18 protein-coding genes are annotated in these 22,425 nt (G+C 41.2%); 7 read left to right on the top strand and 11 right to left on the bottom strand.

The window, feature by feature from the left end; genetic code table 11:
* Positions 1-204: 204 nt before the first annotated feature.
* Entirely contained in the window at positions 205-1,392 is a 1,188-nt protein-coding gene (locus G4420_RS18060) for a T9SS type A sorting domain-containing protein (protein ID WP_163325346.1), read from the bottom strand.
* A 209-nt stretch (positions 1,393-1,601) separates the two neighbouring features.
* Positions 1,602-2,627 carry a LacI family DNA-binding transcriptional regulator gene (locus G4420_RS18055; RefSeq protein ID WP_163325345.1) on the bottom strand — a complete coding sequence of 342 codons (1,026 nt, stop codon included), beginning with the start codon at positions 2,625-2,627 and terminating at the stop codon, positions 1,602-1,604.
* Positions 2,628-2,748: 121 nt separating this feature from the next.
* On the opposite strand from G4420_RS18055, the gene kduI reads away from it, so the two are divergent.
* The 3 genes from kduI (at position 2,749) to G4420_RS18040 (ending at position 5,784) form a co-directional block, all read left to right on the top strand.
* Positions 2,749-3,591, top strand: coding sequence for a 5-dehydro-4-deoxy-D-glucuronate isomerase (kduI, locus tag G4420_RS18050; RefSeq protein ID WP_163325344.1), 843 nt, complete (start codon positions 2,749-2,751; stop codon positions 3,589-3,591).
* A 36-nt stretch (positions 3,592-3,627) separates the two neighbouring features.
* The gene (locus G4420_RS18045; RefSeq protein WP_045027602.1) at positions 3,628-4,425 is read left to right on the top strand and encodes a gluconate 5-dehydrogenase; all 798 of its coding nucleotides are present in this window, start codon (positions 3,628-3,630) and stop codon (positions 4,423-4,425) included.
* A 93-nt stretch (positions 4,426-4,518) separates the two neighbouring features.
* Complete coding sequence (locus G4420_RS18040; protein WP_163325343.1) at positions 4,519-5,784, top strand: DUF4861 domain-containing protein; 1,266 nt, start codon at positions 4,519-4,521, stop codon at positions 5,782-5,784.
* Between the two features lie 133 nt (positions 5,785-5,917).
* Here the strand turns inward: G4420_RS18040 and G4420_RS18035 are convergent, their stop codons facing one another.
* Positions 5,918-8,149, bottom strand: a complete 2,232-nt coding sequence (locus G4420_RS18035) for a GH92 family glycosyl hydrolase (protein ID WP_163325342.1) — start codon at positions 8,147-8,149, stop codon at positions 5,918-5,920.
* A gap of 66 nt (positions 8,150-8,215) precedes the next feature.
* Entirely contained in the window at positions 8,216-9,094 is an 879-nt protein-coding gene (locus tag G4420_RS18030; RefSeq protein ID WP_163325341.1) for a hypothetical protein, read from the bottom strand.
* Positions 9,095-9,492: 398 nt separating this feature from the next.
* Between G4420_RS18030 and G4420_RS18025 the strand changes: the two genes are divergently transcribed.
* The 4 genes from G4420_RS18025 (at position 9,493) to G4420_RS18010 (ending at position 16,329) form a co-directional block, all read left to right on the top strand.
* Complete coding sequence (locus tag G4420_RS18025) at positions 9,493-12,663, top strand: SusC/RagA family TonB-linked outer membrane protein (RefSeq protein ID WP_163325340.1); 3,171 nt, start codon at positions 9,493-9,495, stop codon at positions 12,661-12,663.
* Positions 12,664-12,700: 37 nt separating this feature from the next.
* Positions 12,701-14,533 carry a RagB/SusD family nutrient uptake outer membrane protein gene (locus tag G4420_RS18020; protein WP_163325339.1) on the top strand — a complete coding sequence of 611 codons (1,833 nt, stop codon included), beginning with the start codon at positions 12,701-12,703 and terminating at the stop codon, positions 14,531-14,533.
* A gap of 155 nt (positions 14,534-14,688) precedes the next feature.
* On the top strand, positions 14,689-15,921 hold the full coding sequence (locus tag G4420_RS18015; protein WP_163325338.1) for a nucleoside recognition domain-containing protein: 1,233 nt from the start codon (positions 14,689-14,691) through the stop codon (positions 15,919-15,921).
* 102 nt (positions 15,922-16,023) lie between these two features.
* On the top strand, positions 16,024-16,329 hold the full coding sequence (locus tag G4420_RS18010) for a hypothetical protein (protein WP_163325337.1): 306 nt from the start codon (positions 16,024-16,026) through the stop codon (positions 16,327-16,329).
* A 12-nt stretch (positions 16,330-16,341) separates the two neighbouring features.
* Here G4420_RS18010 and G4420_RS18005 read toward each other — a convergent pair whose 3' ends face one another.
* Genes G4420_RS18005 through G4420_RS17975 form a run of 7 tightly spaced genes read right to left on the bottom strand, consistent with a single transcriptional unit; the run spans position 16,342 to position 22,076 of the window.
* Positions 16,342-16,752, bottom strand: coding sequence for a Dabb family protein (locus G4420_RS18005; protein ID WP_163325336.1), 411 nt, complete (start codon positions 16,750-16,752; stop codon positions 16,342-16,344).
* Position 16,753: 1 nt separating this feature from the next.
* Positions 16,754-17,230 (bottom strand): DinB family protein, encoded by a 477-nt coding sequence (locus G4420_RS18000; protein WP_163325335.1) that lies wholly within the window; start codon positions 17,228-17,230, stop codon positions 16,754-16,756.
* Positions 17,231-18,052 (bottom strand): 3-deoxy-8-phosphooctulonate synthase, encoded by an 822-nt coding sequence (gene kdsA / locus G4420_RS17995; RefSeq protein WP_204273738.1) that lies wholly within the window; start codon positions 18,050-18,052, stop codon positions 17,231-17,233. It abuts the gene before it with no gap.
* A gap of 52 nt (positions 18,053-18,104) precedes the next feature.
* Positions 18,105-19,487 carry an efflux transporter outer membrane subunit gene (locus G4420_RS17990; RefSeq protein ID WP_163325334.1) on the bottom strand — a complete coding sequence of 461 codons (1,383 nt, stop codon included), beginning with the start codon at positions 19,485-19,487 and terminating at the stop codon, positions 18,105-18,107.
* Positions 19,477-20,511: a hypothetical protein gene (locus G4420_RS17985; RefSeq protein WP_163325333.1), complete on the bottom strand. Its 1,035-nt coding sequence runs from the start codon at positions 20,509-20,511 to the stop codon at positions 19,477-19,479. Before G4420_RS17985 ends, G4420_RS17990 begins: the two co-directional genes overlap by 11 nt.
* Positions 20,501-21,637 carry an HlyD family secretion protein gene (locus tag G4420_RS17980; RefSeq protein ID WP_163325332.1) on the bottom strand — a complete coding sequence of 379 codons (1,137 nt, stop codon included), beginning with the start codon at positions 21,635-21,637 and terminating at the stop codon, positions 20,501-20,503. Before G4420_RS17980 ends, G4420_RS17985 begins: the two co-directional genes overlap by 11 nt.
* The gene (locus G4420_RS17975; protein WP_163325331.1) at positions 21,621-22,076 is read right to left on the bottom strand and encodes a potassium channel family protein; all 456 of its coding nucleotides are present in this window, start codon (positions 22,074-22,076) and stop codon (positions 21,621-21,623) included. Before G4420_RS17975 ends, G4420_RS17980 begins: the two co-directional genes overlap by 17 nt.
* Between the last annotated feature and the right edge of the window lie 349 nt (positions 22,077-22,425).

The following is a 22,425-nucleotide window of genomic DNA, read 5'->3' as shown; positions in this document are numbered from 1 at the left end:
GTTTTTTGTTTTGGATGTTTGGCTGAACATCCACATTGTTTTCTAGCTCCAACAAAAGTAATACATCATATAAATGTGTTTTTAAAAATCCGACCAATTACCGATTTTAGTCGACAAATGATACGAATCCATATTTTTGTCGGTTCTGTAGTTAGTGACAACAAAAAATGATGAGGGTTACAGTTTTAGGAATTTTTTTTGAAATCAGTGCTGAATAGAAATCTTTTGAGAATGCTGATATGTGCCTGAGCTAACGGTTACAATATACATTCCGTTCGTCAGGTCCAGAACCGGAATACGATCTTTGCTGTAGGTGGTTGTATAAACCTTTTTCAGCTGACCTATTGTATTATAAATTTGAACGGTTAACTGCTGATCAAATTGTTGTTCGGGATCAAAAAACTGAACTGTTTCTGATGCCGGATTTGGGAAAAGATAGGCCGATTGTGAAGAAAGATGGCTGGTGTTATCGCGCCAGTCGCGAATGCCGTTTTGGTTTGAATCGCCGGGAGTAGTGCTACTGGCCGTTGAGTTTTGCCAGTTCGAACCTTTCACTACAATGTCAAAAAGATCGTCAAGTCCATCGTTATCCTGATCCGAAAGAAGGAGTTGAATTCCGGCCTTGCTTGCGTCTCCCAAGTTGTATGATTCAAATAAATCGGAACTTCCATCATCATCCGAATCACTATCAAGCATATCGGGTATTCCATCGCGGTCGGTGTCTACCGGATTATAGCATGTGCCGCCCATTTCTGGTTCGTATGCATCATCCCATCCGTTTTGGTTGGCATCAATATTTACGGGCTGAACGTAATTGTGCTCTTGTTGCCACTCAATATTATCGGTAATACCATCGTTATCGCTGTCGATATCAAAATTGTTCGGAACACCATCATTGTCGGTATCCAGTCCTATTCCATCCAAATAATCGGGTAGGCCGTCGTTATCGTTATCCAGGTCAGCGTAATTCGGTATGTCATCCAGATCGGCGTTTTCTATGATTTGAATAAATACTCTGGCTTGAGCACTGTATTCATTTTCGGTAATTTCTTTAATGTAATAGTCGAAACTAATTGTTCCTTCACATTTATCCGGTACCTCCAACTTGAAATGCCCGTTTTTTTCCATTGACAGCTTACCCTCTTTTGGAGAAGCTGCAAATAAAATTTCGATCCTGTCTCCGTTAGGATCATAATCGTTCCCAAGTACATCTCCGTAAAATATAAGATTGTATTGGGCGGTTAAAAGAAAAGTATCGTTTTCAGCTATGGGAGGAACGTTCAAACCGTCATCATTGTTGGTAAGATTCGATGCTCCTTGAGTTGTATATAAACTACAAAAAAAGAAAACCAGAAGCACGCCTGCGTTCCATATCTTGGCTCGTATTTTCAAAACGGGTTTGTATTATTCAAATTTACTCAGATAATGAGGGCTTTAGCGAATAATAATTGCTGAAATGGTGGGGTGAAAAGATTGTTTTTAAAAGGCGTTTTACTTAGTGGGACTAAGTTTTATTGTGTTGTGTGTAAGGTATTTGCGCGTAAAACATCTGTTTTGCTGAGTGTTGGCTAAGGAATTTAGAAATGCAGGATGTGATTGTTTTATTTTTGTTGTGATGAATTTCGAACAATCAGTTCTGTTTCCATCATTATCGTTTCGTAGTTTTTGGGTTTTGTTTTGCTGCCAATTTGTTTAATGAGCAGTTCTGCTGCCTTTTGACCCATTTCAAAACCGGGCTGTTTTATTGTAGATATTGATGGTGTTACCAATTCGCTAAACGGCTCGTTACTAAAACCTACAATCGCAATATCTTCAGGCACTTTAATGCCTTTTTCGTTTAAATGAATGATAGCACTCAAAGCGGTGGTGTCGTTGGCACAAAAAATGGCGTCGGGTCGTTCTTTTGTTTTCAGGATCTTTTTAATGGCATTGAGTCCGTCTTCGCGGGTAAGGCTGTTATGCAAAATCTGATTTTCGTTAATTTGCAATCCGGCATCACTAATTGCCTTCCGGTAACCGGCTTCACGTTTTGCGTAGATTTGCAGATTAAGTGGCCCTCCAATATGTGCAACTTTTTTTCGTCCCTGCTCTATAAGGTGCTGCGTGGCCCGGTATGCTCCCCCAAAATCATCGACAACAATTTTATGCGCCGGAATTTCGTCCACAATCCGGTCGAAAAATACCAGCGGAATATTTCTTTCCGAAAAAAGTTTCAGGTGATCGTACGACTGAGTTTCCATACCGATCGATAAAATCAAACCATCAACCCGGTTCGAAAAAAGAGTGTGGGCAATGGTACTTTCTTTCTCCAGATTATCGTTTGACTGTGAAATGGTAACGGCAAATCCTTGGTTGTAGGCCACATCTTCAATTCCGGAAATTACCGATGAAAAAAAATGACGGTTGATAAGCGGAACAATTACTCCGATGGTATTGGTGCGCCGGGTACGCAAATTAGCCGCCATTACATTAGGCCGATAACCCATTTCTATTGCCGCTTTTTTAATCTTGTGTCGTGTTGCTTCACTAATCAAAGGATTGTCTTTTAAAGCACGCGAAACAGTGGAAGCCGAAATTTTCAGCTTTTTGGCTATATCGTGAATTGTAATTTCCGGTTTTTGCGCCATTTGTTGTCTTATTTACGGCAAAGTTAAGAATATTTTTTAATCAATGCAATCGATTGCATTTCTGTTTCTTTCTTCTTACATTTGCACAACTAAATGGTTTAAGAATTAAAAAATAAATACAATGGCAACAATTTATGAAAGAAGGTATGCTTATCATCCTGAGGATTTTAAGAAATACGATACAGAAAAAATAAGAAAAGAATTTTTGGTGGAAAACCTGATGGAAGAAGGTAATGTTCGTATGGTGTATTCATCGATTGAGCGTTACATTGTAGGTGGTGCTGTACCGGTAAAAGACGAACTTCCTTTGGAAACCATCGACCCCTTAAAAGCTGCCTATTTTTGCGAGCGTCGCGAAGTGGGGGTAATGAATGTTGGTGGCACCGGAACAGTTGTAGTTGACGGTACAGCGTATAAAATGAATTATAAAGATGCTTTATACATTGGCCGTGGAAGCAAAGAAGTTATTTTTAAATCAGACGATGCTGCTAAACCTGCACACTACTATTTTAACTCGGCACCGGCACATAAAGAATACCCAACCAAGCAGGTAACACTGGCCGATGCCAATGTGCTGCACCTGGGAAGTCTGGAAACATCGAACGAAAGAAATATTAACCAGCTGATGATTAACACAGTTGTTGACACTTGCCAGCTGCAAATGGGAATGACCGAGCTGAAAACGGGAAGCGTTTGGAATACCATGCCGGCACATCAGCACTCCCGTCGTAATGAGGTATATTTTTATTTTGAAGTTCCCGAAAATCAGGCCATCTGCCATTTTATGGGTGAGCCACAGGAAACACGTCATATATGGATGAAAAACGAACAAGCTGTTATTTCTCCTGAGTGGTCGATTCACTCAGCTGCCGGAACTTCAAACTACGTTTTTATATGGGGAATGGCAGGAGAAAATCTCGATTACACTGATATGGATGTTATTCAGCCACAAGAATTGAGATAAGACACAAGAAGCAATCATAAAAAAATATTAATTGAAATGATACAAGAATTATTCAGCCTAAACGGAAAAGTAGCACTAATAACCGGTGGAACTCACGGCATTGGAATGGCCATTGGAAAAACATTGGGTCAGGCCGGTGCAAAAATTTGTGTGAACGATATTTCTGATGAAAAACTGGAAGAGTGTAAAGCAGAATATGCCAAAGCAGGCGTTGATGTATATACCCTGAAATTTGATGTTACCAACGAGGAAGCTGTTGATAAAGGAATTTCTCAAATTGAAGAAGAGGTAGGAGATGTGGATATTTTGATCAACAATGCCGGAATCATCAAACGTATTCCAATTCTGGATATGCCGGTTGCCGATTATAAGCAGGTTATTGATATTGACCTTGTAGCACCTTTGATTCTTGCCAAACGAGTTGCGCCGAAAATGATCGAAAAACGTGCGGGAAAAATCATCAACATGTGCTCGATGATGAGCGTTTACGGACGTAACTCAGTATCGGCTTATGCATCGGCAAAAGGAGGCTTAAAACTGTTAACTGCAAATATGTGCTGCGAGTGGGCAAAATACAATGTACAGATTAACGGAATCGGTCCGGGGTATATTGCAACGGCTCAAACAGCGCCAATTCGTGAAGGTGGCCATCCGTTTAACGATTTGGTGATGATGCGTACACCGGCTAACCGCTGGGGAGAACCTGAAGATATTGGAAACGCTGCGTTGTTTTTAGCTTCAAAAGCAGCTGATTTTGTAAACGGTCAGGTGCTTTATGTTGATGGTGGTATTTTGGCCAATTTTGGCTACGTAAAAGGCGAAAACGATATTTAATAATTAACAAGAAACAAGTGTGTTGGAAACAGAGTTTCGGAATCGTTACTTGTTTCTGATACACTTTTTCTAATCAATAAATCTGGACCTACTATGAAGAACATTTTCCCATTTGGTATTTTATCTCTTATGCTGTTTGCCGCGTGTACACAGCAAGCTGCAATTACTCTGGAAAATCCACTCGCGGAAGAACGAACTGATGAAGTGATCGTATTTTCACGCGAAGAAATTGCCGCTAAAATAACTTTGCAGGAAGGCAAACTACCGGTTTTTAAAAACGGCGAAAAAACTATTCCCAGCCAGGTTGACGATTTAGACGGTGATGGAACCTGGGACGAAGTGGTTCTGTTGGTAGATTTGAAAGCCAGCGAAACCATTGAGGCAACAATCGAATTGGTTGCGGAATCGGATTATCCAAAAGTTGAAAAACGCACTAACTTACGTTTAGGAATTGCACAAGTTGACGGAACCTACAAAGAGGTAGATAAGTATAAAGCAATTCCGGTTAGCGAGCCTTTTAAAATTATTGCACAGGGAGAAGGTGTGACCTGGGAAAATGACAAGATTGCTTTCAGGGTTTATTTCGATTGCCGAAATGTAAAAGACCTGTTTGGCAAACGCAAACCGGTGATGGTAGCCGACGATGTTCATACTGCTGCCATACACGATTATCATGTTTTGAACGACTGGGGAATGGATGTGCTACATTGCGGTAGTTCACTGGGATCGGGTGGCATTGCATTATTGAGAAATGACTCACTGATTCGGTTGGGATCGACTGATGTGTATGAATATCAGAAAATTGTTGAAGGCCCGATTCGTTCGGTTTTCGATTTAAAATATTCGGGTTGGGATGTTGATGGTGAAGAAATGGAAGCTGTGGAGCGCATTACCATTTATCCAGGAAAATACTGGTTTGAGTCGGATTTAACGGTTTACGGATGTTCAGAAACCGACCAGATTGTAACAGGAATTGTTACCTCGCAATTAAAAAAGGAACCGTTCCGGTTCGATGCAGCCGGTTTTACCTGTATCGGTACGCACGATGTACAGTCGCTGAACAATGATGAGTTGGGAATGGCAGTAATTGTACCTAAAACCGAAGCCGGTAAAATAGGAAGAACTACCAATATCAACTGGTTTAAAAAAGGTTTTGAAACCGTGCCGGAGAAAAATTTTAGCCATGTGATTTCGGAAACGTATTACATCGGTCAAAAATGTAAAGATGCCCAACCTGCCAAACATTATTTCTTCTCGGTTTGGGGATTGGATAAAGACCAGTGGAAAACGGAAGATGGTTTCAGGGAATACATTACTGATGAGGCTAAAAAGCTTTCAGCACCTATTCAAAAGCTGTAGCTTGATCTTGATTAATGTCACACTGAGCGAAGTCGAAGTGTAATCATTCAGTCTTCGACTTCGCTCAGATTGACGGGAGTACAAATTCAGCAGGTGACTATTTTATAAACACAAGAGTCATCTGCTGAATTTTTTATTTCAAGAACTTCAACGTTCCCCCTTTTTGCAAATCCTCATGGTTTATTTTCGTGGCACTTTCTTTTCCGTTTAATTTAACGGAAGTGAATAAGCTTGACGATGTTGCTCCGTCGGCATTTAAAACAAACTTGCCTCCCGGGTAATAATTCTTATCCAGGTTAAGTGTAACCTTCTCAAATATTGGCGACGACAGTTGATATTCGTTGCTTCCCGGGCACATCGGATAAAAACCCATAGCCCCAAAAACATACCATGCTGAAAGTTGCCCGGCATCGTCGTTTCCTGAAAGTCCGCCACGTCCTAATCCATATTCTGTGCGAAGAATATATTTTACCGTTTTTTGTGTTTTGTCCCACTCGTTGGTGTAATTAAACAGAAAAGGAATATGATGACTGGGCTCGTTGCCGTGCCAGTATAGTTTATCGTCAATTAGTTTATTCAGTTTTTCGCTAAACGTTTCTTCTCCACCCATTAACCCGATCAGTCCTTCAACATCGTGCGGAACAAACCAGGTGTAATGTTTTGGGGTGCCTTCGGTTATAAAAAATTGCTCTGTGCTGGCATTAAAATCTTCATAAAAACTACCATCAGCATATTTCCCGCTTACCCAGCCCTGAGTTTCATCAAAAACATTAGAATAGTTGTACGAACGGGTAAGCAGATCATTGTAGTCGTCGGTTTTGCCCAATTTCTTAGCCACTTGAGCAACGCACCAATCGTTGTAGGCATATTCCATTGTTCGCGAAACCTGTTCGTTTTTATGAAAAGCATCGGCAACAACATCGTCAAGCGGAACATATCCAAACTCGATATATGAAGTTAGAGCGCGGCGTCCTTTTCCGTCTTTGTAGGCTTCTTCCTCAGGTGTTTCGTAGGCATTTTTTCGCATAAATTGGTAGGCCTTCTCCAAATCAAAATCGAAGCCTTTCAATGCTGCATCACAAAGTATCGATGTGCTGTGATCGCCAATCATTGCCGAGGTGTAATTGTTCCACATCGGGAAAATAGGAAGCCAGTCACCATCTTCGGCTTTTGCAACCAGCGATTTTACCATGTCGTTGTATTCTTTTGGGGCAATAAGGCTAAGCAATGGCATTTGTGCCCGAAAAATATCCCAGTTCGAGAAATCGCCATAATAATCAAAATCGCTATTGTTTTTTATTTCGTATTGTTTCGAAAAAGCAGGGTAGTCGCCGTTTACATCGCTCATTAATCGCGGGTGAAACAATGAGTGGTAAATAGCGGTGTAAAATTTAGTGAGCTCCTCTTTGTTTTCCGATTCCACATCAATTCGCCCGAGGTAATTGTTCCAGGTGTTCTCCATTTTTTGTTTGGCAGCTTCAAAATCCCAGTCGGTAATTTCGGCTTCCAGGTTTTTGCGTGCATTTTCAATACTGGTAAACGAGGTTCCCACTTTTAATTTTACCGGTGCATCTCCTTCAAGGTTGAAGGTTACATAAGCTCCAATTTGCTTCTGATCCTTACGTTCTGTTGTCCCGTGTTCGTATTCAAAATCGCCCCAGGTGCCGTATTTTACGATCTCCTGATCGAATTTAGCCACAAAATAACCTGAGATCCCCGCCGGTTTATCCTGTCCGCTGTAAATGCGGAAGGCCGGATTATAACCATATACTTCCTGTTTATCCAAATCGATCTTTATATATCCTTTACCTTCGTCACTGTTAACGTCGAACATGATGGTTGGATTTTTCTCTTCCAACCACGAAAAACGAAAAAAGCCACATCGTTTGGTTGCGGTCATCTCCGACAAAATGGTTTTTGCCGGAAATAAAAATGAAGCGTAAGCCGGCGACAGGTTTTCGGTTTTCATTAAAGACAAAGTTTGGCGTTGCACCGGCTGAAAACTAAAACCGGTACTTAACACAGTGGGGTAGATGGTAAAAGAACCATAATCCTGCGTGCACGAACCGCTTAGCCAGTGGCTGGCCCTAAAACCTTGAATCATGGTTTGTCCGGTATAAAAAGGAGCGATACATTTTTGCTCGTTATCGTAAATTTGTGGTGTCCATTGTGTCATCCCAAATGGAGCAGTAACGGCCGGAATTGTTTGTCCGTTGCTTACATGGTCACCAGGATGATCTTTTGCTGCTATAGTCGATGCCGGTCCCGTCCCAATTAGTGGATCGACATAACTGAGGTAATTTTTTTCGGTATTGTGCGTGCAGGAAAACAGGAGTACAAGTACAAGTAAATACCAGTTCTTCATTTTAGTTAGCTTTAGTTAGGAATGCCAAATTTAAAATTTTCGGAAAAAACGGATAACAATTTTAGCTTAAATAATCAACAGTTGAATCCATCCCTGAATGATTTTACCGGTTTCAGGATCAAGTTGCGAGCCGTACATGCTGTGCGGAATAGAATAAACAATCAACATAACAATCGATGCAACGATAGTATACACAGGACGTTCTTTTTTTCGGTTCATAACAAATGCCAGTATCCAGAAAATAAAGGCCACCAGTGTTTTGTTGTCGGTTAAGTCCCAGGCAAATGGAACGCCGGCCCAGGCTTCGCCAAAAGCATATAACTGAACGATTGGCCCCAGAATCATGCCGCCAATCAGTAAGGTAATCAGTGTAATAGTGGTGTAAAATGTATATCGCCGATGTCTGAAAACAGCCATTATTCCGGCCAGGTTACCTAACAGCATGGCAAAGAACATAAAGAAAATATGCGGTGCTAATACCGATGAAGGAACGGCTCCTTTAAAACGTATTACAACCGGAGTTTTTTCCATATATGTTTTTGTTCCGTTTGAGTCGGTGATTTCGAGATAGTACTGAATTTTTCCTGCGGCCGGCTGTTCGGGTACCGGAGCAAACCATCCTTTTTCTTCGGTAATTTTAAAAACCTTATTCATGAGATACGAATCAACAGGTTTTTTTTTGTACACAAAGTCAACCGATTGGTAAGAATCGTCAGACAGGAACTTTTTATAAAAAAGCCGGGCTTCAATATTTTTATCATCAATGGACAGTTTTACCCCGTTGTTGCTGCCTATTTCAATACTGCGTACGAGTTTAACTTCGTATGGGGTATTATTAACTTCTACCGACAACTTTTTGTCGTAGGTTGGGCCGGTTTTTCGTTGGTAGATAACGGCAACAAGAGTGATAACAATAGCAAGTAACCAATAAAGTACACTTTTCATCTTAGCAGTTTTGAATAATAATACAATTATATAAGGATTTTCTGAATAACTAAGCTATGAAAAGAATACATCTGATTTTTAAAATAATAGTTTGCTATTTGTAATTGTCTGGGTTGGATTGGTTTTCATTGTGTCGGAATTACATTTATGTTTTCTAACACATAGCCTACATAATCGATGTTGAAATGAAAAATATATTTTAGCATTCGAATCTAAAATACTTAATCAGTATTTCGATTACAAACTAAAACTAACGAAGAGTCTATTTTGCTAACTAATTAATTAAACTTATGGATAAGCCACACTGATCCTTATGTAGAATTGTAGGCTCACTACAATTCAATCCAGAATAATTTTTTATTCAAATTTCTATTTATTAATACCAAAACTTAAAATCTATGGAAAAAAATCCTTTAAGAGGTTTTTTAACCTTGCTTATGATGTCTGTATTCATGGCATTTTCTCTAGGTTCTTATGCGCAAACAGCTGTTACCGGTACTATAACCGGTGAAGATGGCGTAGGGATACCTGGTGTGTCGATTGTGATTGTAGGAACTACTCAGGGAACAATCACCGACATTGATGGTAATTACACCTTAACAGTGCCCCAAGGCGCTGAGAACTTAACTTTCTCTTACATCGGGATGTTAACTCAGGAGGTTGAGATTGCCGGTCAATCAACAATTAATGTAGTTATGAAAGCCGACGTGATCGGAGTTGACGAAGTTGTTGTTGTTGGTTACGGTACTCAAATGAAAGAAGAGTTAACAGGTGCTGTTTCTACTGTTTCCGCTGAAAAGCTGGAGACTACTTCTGAAACCAGTGTTGCCAGCCGTTTACAAGGTCAGGTATCGGGTGTTACCGTTACTTCTGCTAACCGTCCGGGTGCCGATGCTACCATTCGTATTCGTGGTATTGGAACGATTAACGATCCAAATCCATTGTATATTATCGATGGTGTACCTTCAGGACCAGGTAACAATATCCCTCCGGGAGATATTGAAAGTATTTCAGTATTGAAAGATGCTTCTTCTGCTGCTATTTATGGTACACGTGGTGCAAACGGTGTTGTAATTATTACCACCAAACGCGGACGTGCAAACCAGCAGCCAAGCATTAATTTCTCTGTACGTACCGGTGTTACCAAAGCAACAAACAAATACGATTTGTTGAATACTCCGGAATATGCCGAAGCTGTTTGGTTATCGTTTGCTAACAGGGGAGTAGCTCCTTCTCACCAACAATATGGTTCTGGATCTTCTCCAGTTATTCCTGATTATATTTTGCCTGGTGGTGCTATGAATGGTGAAGTTGATGAATCAGCTTACAGCTATCCTGGTAATGTTATCTTTAAAGCGAACAAACTAGGTACTGATTGGTACGATGAGATTTATCAAACCGGTATCATTCAGGAGTATGACCTTTCAGTTAGTGGTGGTGGTAAAAACTCTACTTACGCATTCTCTGCCAATTACCTTGACGAGGAAGGTATTTTAAAATGGACAGAATTCAAACGTTATACCATGCGTATGAACTCGGATGCCAAATTTAACGACTGGTTAAAAGTGGGTGAATCATTACAAGTTGTATACATCGACGAGAATGGTAACTTTGGTGATAACGGTGAAGGAACTGTAATTTCGCAAGCTTACCGTTCACAACCTATCATCCCAGTATACGATATCGCCGGTGAATTTGCAGGTTCAAAAGCGCCGGAGATGGGTAACTCTGCAAACCCTGTTCGTGTGCTTTATGACGCACGTAATAACAATGGTAAATGGATGCGTATTTTAGGTAACGCATTTGCTGAAGTTACTTTAGCTGAAGGCCTTACCGCAAAAACATTATTTGGCGCAAACATGGGACAGTGGAACTACAAAGGTTATGTTCTTCCAACCTACGAACATTCAGAACCAAATACTGTGAATGGAGTTGATGTAAACTCGAATTACAGCATTCAGTGGAACTGGTCGAACACGTTAAACTACAACAAAACATTTAACGATGTTCATCGATTGAACTTGTTGGTAGGTACAGAGGCTGTTGAAAATACATATCAGTCATTGAATGCAAGTCGTCGTGTATACTTCTCTGAAGATCCTAATTACATGCAATTAGATTCAGGTGAAAGTAACAAAGAAAACAGTGGTAATGCATCAGAATGGTCATTGTTCTCTGTATTTGGTCGTGTAAATTATAACTACATGGGTAAATATTATGTGGAAGGTACAGTACGTCGTGACGGTTCTTCACGTTTCAGTGAAGAAAACAAATATGCTGTTTTCCCTGCTGGTTCTGCTGCATGGGCAATCTCTGAAGAAAGCTTTATGCAAGGATCTCGTAGCTGGTTAGATATGTTAAAATTGCGTTTAGGTTGGGGTATGTCAGGTAACGACCGTATTGGTAACTATAACTCATACTCAACTTATTCAACTGATTCTTACAGAGCATCGTATGCAATCGATGGATCGAATACAAGTGCTGTATCAGGGTTTAAACCAGCTACTTTAGGTAGTGAAGATGTAACCTGGGAAACAACTAAAACAGTAAACATCGGTATTGATGCGAATATGTTGGATAACCATTTATCAGTTGCTATTGACTTGTGGCAACGCGACACAGAAGATATGTTGTTCCGTGAACCGATACCACAGGTAATGGGTATTGCAACTGCTCCTTACGTGAATGTTGGTGAAATGCGTAACAAAGGTGTTGATTTCGAGTTATCTTATAATAATACTGCTGTTGGTGGTGATCTTACTTACAACATAAGCATGAACCTGTCGCATTATAAAAACGAAATCATGAGACTTTCAGGAGATCCTGATCGTTATATTGATGCCGGAAGTTTGCGTCAAAAGACCTATACTCGTTATGCAGCAGGAACTGCATTCCCTGAATTCTTCGGATATATCGTTGATGGTATTTTCCAAACTCAGGCTGAAGCTGATGCACACGCTCCGTATGGTGATACTGATTACAACCAACCAGGTCACTTTAAATACAGAGACGTGAATGGCGACGGTACAATTACTGCTGATGACAGAACTTTTATCGGAAGTCCACATCCTGATTTAGTTGGAGGATTGAACCTTAATTTGGGTTATAAAAACTTTGATTTAACAATGTTCTTTTACGGAAGTTTAGGTAACGATATGGTGAACTATGTAACTCGCTGGATTGATTACGGTCAGTTTAATGGAGGTTTAAGTAAAGACGCCTTGTACAATTCTTGGGGAAGTCCTTATCTGGATGACGACTCAAAAGCAAAATTACCAATGTTGGATCAAAATGATTATTCTCAGGAACCTTCTACTGCATTCCTGGAAGATGCTTCTTATCTACGCTTGAAAAACTTACGTCTGGGTTATACTGTTCCTAAATCATTGCTTGATAGAGCAGGAATTAAAAGTTTAAGACTTTACGGACAGGTATCTAACGTATTTACTATCTCTGGATATAGTGGATTGGATCCGGAAGTTAATTCTTCAGGAACCACTATGGGATTGGACCAAGGTGCGTGGCCAACACCACGTCAGATCATGTTCGGTGTTCAACTCGGTTTATAACAGTTAATTTAATTTGAATATTAAACAGATAAGAATTATGAAAAAACTATCAATATTAATGGTTATAGTGTTTTTACTAACCATGTCATATTCATGCTCTGAAGACTTCCTGACAAAGGAACCTCCTGGTTCCACTTCAGAGAATGTTTTCTACGATGCTACCGGTATTGACGCCTTGCTGATCGGTACCTACGCGATGGTGGGAGGTAGTTCTCTTTGGGAAATTTCATGGGGAGCATCTATCCAAAACTGGACTTACGGTTCTGCAGCATCTGACGATGCTTATAAAGGATCGGAAGAAGGAGACCAGACTCCTGTTAATGATATCGAACGTTGGCAGGTTCAAACAACCAACGGATATCCATCAAATAAATGGCAATGGGCTTTTGGTATGGGTGTTGACCGTGCCAATAAAACCATAAAAGTGATCAATAAAACTGAAGAGGATGGAACTATTACTGCAGATGAGGCTACTCAATACAGAGCTCAGGCCAGATTCCTGCGTGCCATGTTCTATTTTGAAGCTCGTTTGGTATTTGGAGATTACTTACCAATTCTGGATGAAAATACAGAGGATCCTTCACAGGTTACTAACGTAAACGCTGATGGAGCAGTCCTTAAATTTATCACTGATGATTTAGCTTATGCTGCAAGCAACTTGCCTGCTTCACAAGCTCAGGTTGGTCGTGCAACTAAATATGCTGCGATGGCATTGGCTGCAAGAGCATACCTGCAGGATTTGAAATATTCGGAAGCAGAAGCATTACTCGATCAAATCATTGCGAGTGGAAAGTATACTTTAGCTCCTGATTTTATGGACAACTTCAACATTGCAACAAACAATAATGGAGAATCGATCTTTGAAATACAGGCAAACGTAAACGATATCAACGAGTCGTTGAATGCTGAGATGGGAATTGGTTTGAACTGGCCACACGGTGGAGATATAGGTATGTGCTGTGGTTTTCACCAGCCTTCACAAAACCTTTTCAATGCCTATAAAGTAGATGCTAACGGTTTACCAATGTTCGATACATTTAATGATGCCGATTTGGCAAATGATGCTGGAATTGGATCGGACGAAACTTTTGTTCCTACTGATCATGCTCTTGATCCACGTGTTGATCATACTCTCAGCCGTCGTGGTATCCCATATAAAGATTGGGGTATTAACCGCGGTAATGCATGGGTACGTAAACAAACTGATGGTGGTCCTTATCTGCCGGTTGCAAAACCATTCTTTAAAAAGTCAGAGCGTTTTAGCTTGTCTACAACTACAGGATGGCAAACAGGTATTAACGCCAACAACTATCGTTACTTACGTTACACTCATGTAATTCTTTGGAAAGCTGAATGTGCTGCTTACCGTGGCGATTTGGAAACTGCTCGTACTTATGTAAATATGATACGCCAGCGTGCTAAAGATAGTGACGTGGTTATGGGAAAAGTACTTATTACAAAACTTCCTCCTGAAGCATATCCTTGGGGTATAGGTTCATCTGACGCTGATTATTTAACCGGAGGAGATGTAGACTGGACTAAACCAGCTGCTAATTATCAAATTGGATTATATACATCGTTTGCTGATGCAAATGCTGCTATGGAAGCTGTACAGTGGGAACAACGTTTGGAGTTTGCTACTGAAGGTATGCGTTTCTTCGATCTTCGTCGCTGGGATGATCTTCCTAATCAGATTGGTGGTAAAAGTATGGCAGAAATTCTTAATGGTTTCGCTACTGCTGACCTTAGAGTTCGCCCATCATTCTTGTCGGGTGCAAACTTCAGTGATAACGACAAATATATGCCAATTCCGCAAAATCAGTTAGATCAACAAATCGGTGTTCTGGAACAACGTCCGGAATACAAATAATAAATAGAGATTTGGTTTGAATGGAAGAGGGGCTGGAAAGTCCCTCTTTTTTTATGTTTGCAGAAAAGAAAACTTCATCTATCTTTAGATGCCAAACTTATGAAGCACAATTTTTAGCAGAAATTCTTGAATAAAATCAAAATTCAATTGGCAGAATGGCACTGAATTATCTTTTCATTTTCTTTTTTGTAATCGCATTTGTAATTGCCCTTGTAAAGCTTGTGTTTTTAGGCGACACACAGGTTTTTACCGACATGGTGCAGGCCACTTTCGATATGGCCAAAACCGGTTTCGAAATATCGCTGGGATTAACCGGTGTGCTTACCCTGTGGATGGGGATTATGAAAATAGGGGAGAAAGGCGGGATTGTTCATGTGTTTTCGAAAGTTATTGGGCCGTTTTTTAATAAACTGTTTCCCGAGTTGGGGAAAGAACATCCGGCACACGGTTCGATATTAATGAACATTGCGGCCAATATGCTGAATCTCGATAATGCCGCAACGCCAATGGGTTTGCAGGCCATGAAAGAAATGCAGGAAACCAACCCCAACAAAAAAACGGCATCGAATGCACAAATTATGTTTTTGGTGCTGAATACCTCGGGGCTTACCTTGCTACCCATAAGTATTATGGTTTATCGAGCCCAGTTGGGAGCGGTAAATCCGTCAGATATATTTATTCCTATTTTATTGGCTACTTATTTTTCTACCATTGCCGGACTGATTTCGGTGGCGATTTACCAGAAAATAAACCTGCTTGACAAAACGATTCTGGCCTACCTTGGAGGATTAACGGCCATCATTGTGGGTATCATCTGGTATTTTTCAACCCTCGATAAAGATGCCATAACGCAGGTATCGAATGTAGCCAGTAATTTTATCCTGTTCACGGTAATTGTAGCCTTTATTCTTATGGCTTTGTTCCGCAAGGTAAATGTTTACGAGGCGTTTATCGAGGGGGCAAAAGACGGGTTTAAAACTGCCGTGAAGATCATTCCGTACCTGGTGGCTATTTTGGTGGCCATTGGTGTGTTTCGTGCATCGGGGGCTATGGACTGGCTGGTTGCCGGTGTTACCTGGTGTTTTGAGCAAATGGGCGTTAATGCCGATTTTACCCCGGCATTGCCAACAGCACTAATGAAACCACTGAGCGGAAGTGGTGCGCGCGGAATGATGGTGGACGCCATGACAACTTACGGTGCCGACTCGTTTGTTGGCCGCGTGGCAAGTACTGTGCAGGGAGCCACCGATACAACATTCTATATTCTGGCCGTTTATTTTGGTGCCGTTGGAATTAAAAATACCCGCTATGCCGTAATTTGTGGTTTAATTGCCGATTTTGTAGGAATCATCGCATCCATATTGCTGGCTTATCTTTTCTTCTATTAATCGCTGAACGTTTGTGATTCTTTTCGCAAGATCCTGAAAATTTATTGTCAATTGTAGGATGAATGGCAAACACTTTTTATTGTAAAATCCTGATAAGTTGATATGACGGAATACGTTTATTATGAAGAGATGAAATCAAGTTATCCAGCCCTTTTAATAGTTTATGTGCATTACAGAAAGGACTTCGCGCAACATAAAAACATCTTCGCACAACACAAAGCGGTCTTCGCACGACTGAAAGCTGACAGCGCGTCAGGTGAAGAAGGCTTCGCACTACCCAAAACTGACAGCGCGTCAGGTAAAGAGGGCTTCGCACAGGTGAAAGAATGTTCCGCGCAACCGAAAGAGGGTTCCGCGCGACCAAAAGTGTGCTCCGCACTGGATAAATTGTATTCCGCGTTAATTTGAAAGAAAAATGAATTAGTCTATCGAGTCGTACACAATCACTTTATTCCACAAGTGCTGGTTTTCCTCTACAAATTTCAGGTGAATCGGATCGATCTGGTACGAATCCTGATCGGCCTGACTATCGAATAGTACCATATACGACACCGAATAGGAATGGTCTACCACATCACGGTCTTCGGTTGATGCCGGAAAACCAATGTGGCTTAGTTTTATGGTTTTTACTTTGGTGAGTTGGTTTAGAGCTTCAACCAGTTGTTTTTTATGCTGCTCATTTGCAGGTTCTTTTAGCCAGAAAAATACATGATGTATCAGCGCATTCTTAAGTTTTACCTCGCCGGCAGTGGCACTTTTGGTAATAGGAAGCAAGGCCGATAGGGTAACTCCCGCAATGGCTTTCTTTAAAAACGATCTTCTTTTTTGCATCTTATTGTTGGTTTAATAGTTCTTCAATTTCTCCGATGTGCAGCTTAAAATGTCGTGGAAAATCTTCCACCATATCTTTTAGCGAAACAAACTGATTGGTGTCTGCAATCCATTGCTGATCAAGTTTCTCCGTATTTATATTTCGGATGACATGAATAAAATGCAGATGCGCAAATTTCCAATGGTTTACGAGTACACTCCAGTTTTCTTCCTGGTAATTCTGAATGGCAATCCACCTGTCGTTGTTGCCAAAGGTGGCATAATTCGGAAATTCAACCGGCGATTCTCTGTATTGCAGATGAACCATACGGTGTGTATTGTTCGAGGCCGAATCAACCATGTGGCCAACGATTTGCCGGATCGAACGGTCCTGACTATTTCTTCGATCGGAAATAGTTGGCGGCGGCAAATTTTCAAACTTCTTTACCCAGTTCGTTACCAGCTCGTTTAATTCCTCTGCAATTGTTTGAAATGCCATTTATCCCAGTTGATTGACGGTTTGTTTTAGTAAAACCAGCTTGGTTAAAAGTTGCTCCAACAGATCGAGTTGCAACATATTCGCACCATCCGATTTGGCCTCGGCAGGATTAGGATGTGTTTCGATGAAAATTCCGTCGGCTCCAACAGCGATTCCGGCGCGGGCAACCGTTTCAATCAATTCCGGTTTGCCACCCGTTACGCCGCTGGCCTGGTTGGGTTGTTGCAGCGAATGGGTAATATCCAGAACAACCGGAACATTCATTTCTTTCATTACCGGAATTCCGCGGTAATCCACCACTAAATCCTGGTAGCCAAATGTTGTTCCCCTTTCGGTAAGTGCGATATTGTTGTTTCCGCTTTCACGAACTTTGTTCACTGCAAATTGCATGGCATCAGCCGAAAGAAACTGTCCTTTTTTGATGTTTACCACCTTCCCGGTTTTTGCAGCAGCCACCAAAATGTCGGTTTGGCGACACAAAAATGCGGGTATCTGAAGCACATCAACATATTCTGCAGCCATCGCCGCTTCGTCCGCCGTGTGAATATCAGTAACCACCGGAATATCGAATGTTTCGCTAACTTTTTTTAGAATCTTTAATGCTTTTTCGTCGCCAATTCCTGTAAACGAATCGATGCGCGAACGGTTGGCTTTTCGATACGAGCCTTTGAAAATATAAGGGATTTTAAGTTTGTCGGTAATGGCAACCACTTTTTCGGCAATTTCCATCGCCATGGTTTCGCTTTCAATGGCGCACGGGCCGGCCATCAGAAAAAAGTTGCCCGCGTCGGTATGTTTTAGATTTTTAATCGTAGGAATCATGTTCTGAATTTTAGTGGGTAAAGGTAGTAAGAAAATGATTTGCTACGGCACACTAATCAGCTTCAACATAAGCTTCGTATTCCCAGCCGCCGCCAAGTGCCAAATACAGTTTTACCACCGATTGCAGGTAATTCATATACGAATCCGACGCTTGCAATTGCGCACTAAACAGCGAGTTTTGCAAGTTTATAAATTCGAGGAAAGTCGTCACACCTTCTTCGTAACGCACCCAGGCCAGGTCGAGTGCTTCCTGCGAAAGATCGAGTTTTTGTTTTTTGATTTCAAACTCTTTTTGATACGAATCAATGGCAATCACAGCATCCTGTACTTCCTGTAAAGCCAAATAAAACGACTGGATGTAGTTATTTACCAGAATATTGTATTCTTCCTGTTGCACGGCAATCGATTTATTTATTCGTCCGGCATTGAATATCGGTCCCAGCAAATCGGCAGCCAACTCGGTAAATACCATTGATGGGTCTGTAATTTGTGCACCCACATCAAGCGATAAAGTTAGATTCGGATACCGTAAGGCCTGCGTGGCATCGATAATGCGTAGTTGTGCCTTTAATTTCTTCTCGTTGATAATGATATCGGGGCGGCGCTGAAGTAAATAAACAGGTACGCCAAGAGGCATTTCCGATGTAATAACCTGTTGCTCCAGTGGCAGACCGCGCGGGATAGATTTTGGTGCCGACCCTAATACAATACTAATGGCATTTTCCAGTTGTCCGCGGGCACGAAGTAGCGATTCCAGTGTTACTTCTGCATCTTTTACCGCAATTTCCGACTGGTTAACATCTACTTTCGAAACAAATCCTCCCCGGTATCGCGCACCAATAATGTCGTGAAAATCGTTCATGTTCACGATCATATTCTCGGCTACAATGATTTTGTTGTCGATATCGCGCAATGTAAAATACAAACTTGCAATTTGTGTTACCAGTGTTGCTTTTACCTGTTGATAGCCAATTTCGGTGGCGAGGTATGCTTCCAGTGCGGCGTCGCGCTGGTTGGTTAGCTGGCCCCAAAAATCGAGCGTATACGAAACATTGGCCAGTGCTGCCACATTGCCTTTAAAAGTGCCCGAGGATAAGGAGTTTGCCGAAGTAGATGCACTTCCTCCGTAATTTACCGCCGGAATTAACATGGTTTTGGCAATTTCGTATTGCAACTCCGACTGTTTTATCGAGGTCGCCATATTTTGCACCTGCAGGTTGTTTTCCAGTCCTTCGCGAATGAGTGAGATAAGCATACTGTCGTTGAAGATTTGCCACCAGTCAACATCTGAAAAGCTGCTGCTGTCGGCTATCTGGTCGGTATACGTTTCCTGAATATCAATTTCGGGTTGAGTGAATTTCTCGTGAACATTGCACGAAAAAACAAACATTCCGAACATACAGGTGAGAAGTGGGTATGTAATTTTATTCTTCAATTGCTGAGATTTTAGGATTATTAAAAGCGGTAACCACAATGTAGGCCAATGTGGTGTAAACAATGGCAATACCGATCTGTAATAAACGATTCCAGACTTCACTTCCTGCTCCACTGCTTGAGGTGGAAATTATTCCCATAATCACAATAAATGTATTAAAACTTGTTGCGAAAACGGGCGCTATTTTTTTGGTAGAGAACAGGTTGATCATAAAAAAGAAAGCTACCGACAGAATCAGGAAAATATAGAACAGGTAAGCAGGTACAATAATTAAGAGTTGATAAGCCAGAACACCAAAGAATCCACCCAGAATGTTGGCTACAATTATAACCAGCCCTTTTTTTGATTGGTAAACAAAAGGATCAAATCCAAGGATAATGGTAAAAACAAGTGTAAGCGTTCCAACGGTGGCATTAAAAAGATAGAATAGTACTACCAGAGGGAAAATCACCAGCACACCGTTTAAAGCCACTTTGTTCATGTCGAGCGGATTGGGAGGCGCTGCACTTTTCTTTTTTGCAAGGTTGGTACTTACCGGTTTGTCGGGGAATAACGCAAACGCAATCTTTACGATGATCAGTGCAATGATCAGGTTAAGCAATAAAACCTGTAGAATTATTCCGCCAATGGCGTTGGCTGTTATACTATTAAAGGGTATAAGCACGATCAACATCAAAAATACCAAACGGATGGGGGCTGGAATTTTTACCAGTTTGAAACTCCAGAAAATTGCCAGAGCCAGCAATGGCAGAATTACAAGCGGGTAGTCGATAAGCCTGTTGCCCAGAAAAACGCCAATGGACCCCAGAACATAAATTAAAAAAGGAACAATTATTTCTTTTTTTAGGCCGAGTGCCTGTTTCCCCGGACCGATAAACATCATGGTTAAAATGGCCGTGAGGTGAGGAGCCGGATAACCCACAGTTGTGGCGTAAACCAGTGCAAGCGTAACGGCAAATACTGCACGTATAACAGGGTATTCGTTTCTTAAATCTGTAAAATATGTTTTGATTTTATCGGACATACGAAAGTTTCGACATGATTCTGATGCGTAAACGGGCAATCATATTCAGTAGTGGCTTTTTGCCGGTATACACTACAATTTCGGCCTGGCTGCCCTGGCGTAGTTTGCTTATAATTTCTTTGTCTTCCAGTTCGATCATCACCGGAAACCGTTGTGGGTCTCGTAACCAACCCTGTGCCGATGACACTTTTGGCAAACCGTTCGGGTTGGTATTGTCAACCGATACGCCGTAAGAAATACTGGTGAGTTTCCCTTCGAAAACCTTACCGGGTTCAATGTCAAAAATCAGTTCCACTTTGTCGCCAAGTTTAACTTTCGAGAGGTTATTTTCTTTCAGGTTGGCCTGAATCCACATATCGTTGTTCGAAACCAGCGACATAAGTGAATGCCCTGCCGCAGCAAAATAGCCATCTTCGATGTTAAAGCTTTCCACAATTCCATCAGATGGAGCAATGACCGCTGTGTACCCCAAATTAATTTGTGCATTCTCGAGGTTGTTTAAGGCCGCTTTTATTGTTGGATTGTTTTCGTTTAACGGCCCCAAAGCTTCGGTTTGCCGCTCCAGATCGGCCTGCGATGATTTTACGGATTCGATAGCTTCGAGATACGAAGCTTCCGACCTGTCGATGTCGGCTTCCGAAAGGGCTCCTTCGTTTTCTGCCAAAACACGCTGGGTGCGTTCCCAGTTTTTTGTCGATCGTTCGAGTTTAACTTTTGCACGGCTTAAACGTGCCTGTGCAGATTTTAACGACGACTCACCTGCATCAATCGACTGAATGGCTTTTTCAAGGTTCGATTCGGCAACTTTTACGGCAATTTCGTACGATGTTGGATCGATGATAAACAGTGTGTCGCCTGCTTTTACAAGCGAGTGCTGGGTAACATTTGTTTTAACAATGTAGCCGCTAACCATTGGGGCCACCGGCAGTACGAGCCCTTTTACCCGCGCCTGATCGGTGTGAGGCGTATGGCGATCGGAAAGGACATTGATGATAAAAATAAGTACCGTGATGATAAGTATGATAAGACTTATTTTCTTTACCGGACTTTTTTTCGCTGGTGTTTCCTGTTGTTTGTTTTCAACCGGATCTTGTTCTTTTGGTTCAGTTTTATCGCTGCTTGCCATTTTGTTCTCGTAAGGTTTTATATATAATTTGAATCAACGAATACATCAATGCTGTTGACCATCCAATAAGCATAATTCCGTTTATCGCCTCAATTCCCGACAGAATTTTCCATTCTGAGCTAATTGTCATATCGCCATAACCAAGCGTTGTGAAAGTGACAATCGAGTAATAGAACATGTCGTGAAAACTGGCAAAATCGGGCTGTATGGTTGGGATAAGGTACAGACAATAGGCCCAAATCAGAGAGTGGATTGCATGTAAGAATGTTAGAAACAGAAAGGAATAAACAAGCAGGCGTAATATTCGCAAATTGTTGAGCTTTTTCTTCCACTCGCTTATAACACTTACTGTTTTTCGTGTAAGGTAGATATTTGCCCACGCCTGAAGAACAACATTAAAGGCGATTATGGCAAAACCAATTATTAGAATTTTAAACATTTTATTTAAGAATTTTAAATAACAGTGTAATCACCAGACAGAAAGGTCGGGAATTAAACTTGTGTTTTGTTAAAATTACATAATACTAAAACGTAAATCAAGAGCTGGAATGAATTTATGTGGATTGTTTTGGGAATATGAGGGAGAATGATCGGTTTCTATAAAACACAAATGGGAACTATTTTGTTACAAATAGCTCCCATTCACTCTCAAGTAACCGAAGTTACTATTGGTGCCAGGTTACGGTTATTACGACCGGCGTTGGCTTTTTCTTTCGAATCGGCTTGTGCCTTAACTTTCCGGCTTTGCTTTCTACGGCTCAGCCTTTCGGTTGTTCTTTCGGTAATCG

Origin of the sequence: Draconibacterium mangrovi (assembly GCF_010586825.1) — a bacterium.
Taxonomy (GTDB): Bacteria; Bacteroidota; Bacteroidia; order Bacteroidales; family Prolixibacteraceae; genus Draconibacterium; species Draconibacterium mangrovi.
This window is presented reverse-complemented; position numbering and strand designations above follow the sequence as displayed.

What these genes read in the sequence shown, in the direction of transcription:
- G4420_RS17985 (WP_163325333.1), bottom strand. Translation starts at nt 20,511, where the DNA reads ATGTCCGATAAAATCAAAACATATTTTACAGATTTAAGAAACGAATAC.
- G4420_RS17975 (WP_163325331.1), bottom strand. Translation starts at nt 22,076, where the DNA reads ATGTTTAAAATTCTAATAATTGGTTTTGCCATAATCGCCTTTAATGTT.
- G4420_RS18045 (WP_045027602.1), top strand. Translation starts at nt 3,628, where the DNA reads ATGATACAAGAATTATTCAGCCTAAACGGAAAAGTAGCACTAATAACC.
- G4420_RS18010 (WP_163325337.1), top strand. Translation starts at nt 16,024, where the DNA reads ATGACGGAATACGTTTATTATGAAGAGATGAAATCAAGTTATCCAGCC.
- G4420_RS18030 (WP_163325341.1), bottom strand. Translation starts at nt 9,094, where the DNA reads ATGAAAAGTGTACTTTATTGGTTACTTGCTATTGTTATCACTCTTGTT.
- G4420_RS18015 (WP_163325338.1), top strand. Translation starts at nt 14,689, where the DNA reads ATGGCACTGAATTATCTTTTCATTTTCTTTTTTGTAATCGCATTTGTA.
- kdsA (WP_204273738.1), bottom strand. Translation starts at nt 18,052, where the DNA reads ATGATTCCTACGATTAAAAATCTAAAACATACCGACGCGGGCAACTTT.
- G4420_RS18025 (WP_163325340.1), top strand. Translation starts at nt 9,493, where the DNA reads ATGGAAAAAAATCCTTTAAGAGGTTTTTTAACCTTGCTTATGATGTCT.
- G4420_RS18035 (WP_163325342.1), bottom strand. Translation starts at nt 8,149, where the DNA reads ATGAAGAACTGGTATTTACTTGTACTTGTACTCCTGTTTTCCTGCACG.
- G4420_RS17980 (WP_163325332.1), bottom strand. Translation starts at nt 21,637, where the DNA reads ATGGCAAGCAGCGATAAAACTGAACCAAAAGAACAAGATCCGGTTGAA.
- G4420_RS18020 (WP_163325339.1), top strand. Translation starts at nt 12,701, where the DNA reads ATGAAAAAACTATCAATATTAATGGTTATAGTGTTTTTACTAACCATG.
- G4420_RS18000 (WP_163325335.1), bottom strand. Translation starts at nt 17,230, where the DNA reads ATGGCATTTCAAACAATTGCAGAGGAATTAAACGAGCTGGTAACGAAC.
- kduI (WP_163325344.1), top strand. Translation starts at nt 2,749, where the DNA reads ATGGCAACAATTTATGAAAGAAGGTATGCTTATCATCCTGAGGATTTT.
- G4420_RS18040 (WP_163325343.1), top strand. Translation starts at nt 4,519, where the DNA reads ATGAAGAACATTTTCCCATTTGGTATTTTATCTCTTATGCTGTTTGCC.
- G4420_RS18055 (WP_163325345.1), bottom strand. Translation starts at nt 2,627, where the DNA reads ATGGCGCAAAAACCGGAAATTACAATTCACGATATAGCCAAAAAGCTG.
- G4420_RS18005 (WP_163325336.1), bottom strand. Translation starts at nt 16,752, where the DNA reads ATGCAAAAAAGAAGATCGTTTTTAAAGAAAGCCATTGCGGGAGTTACC.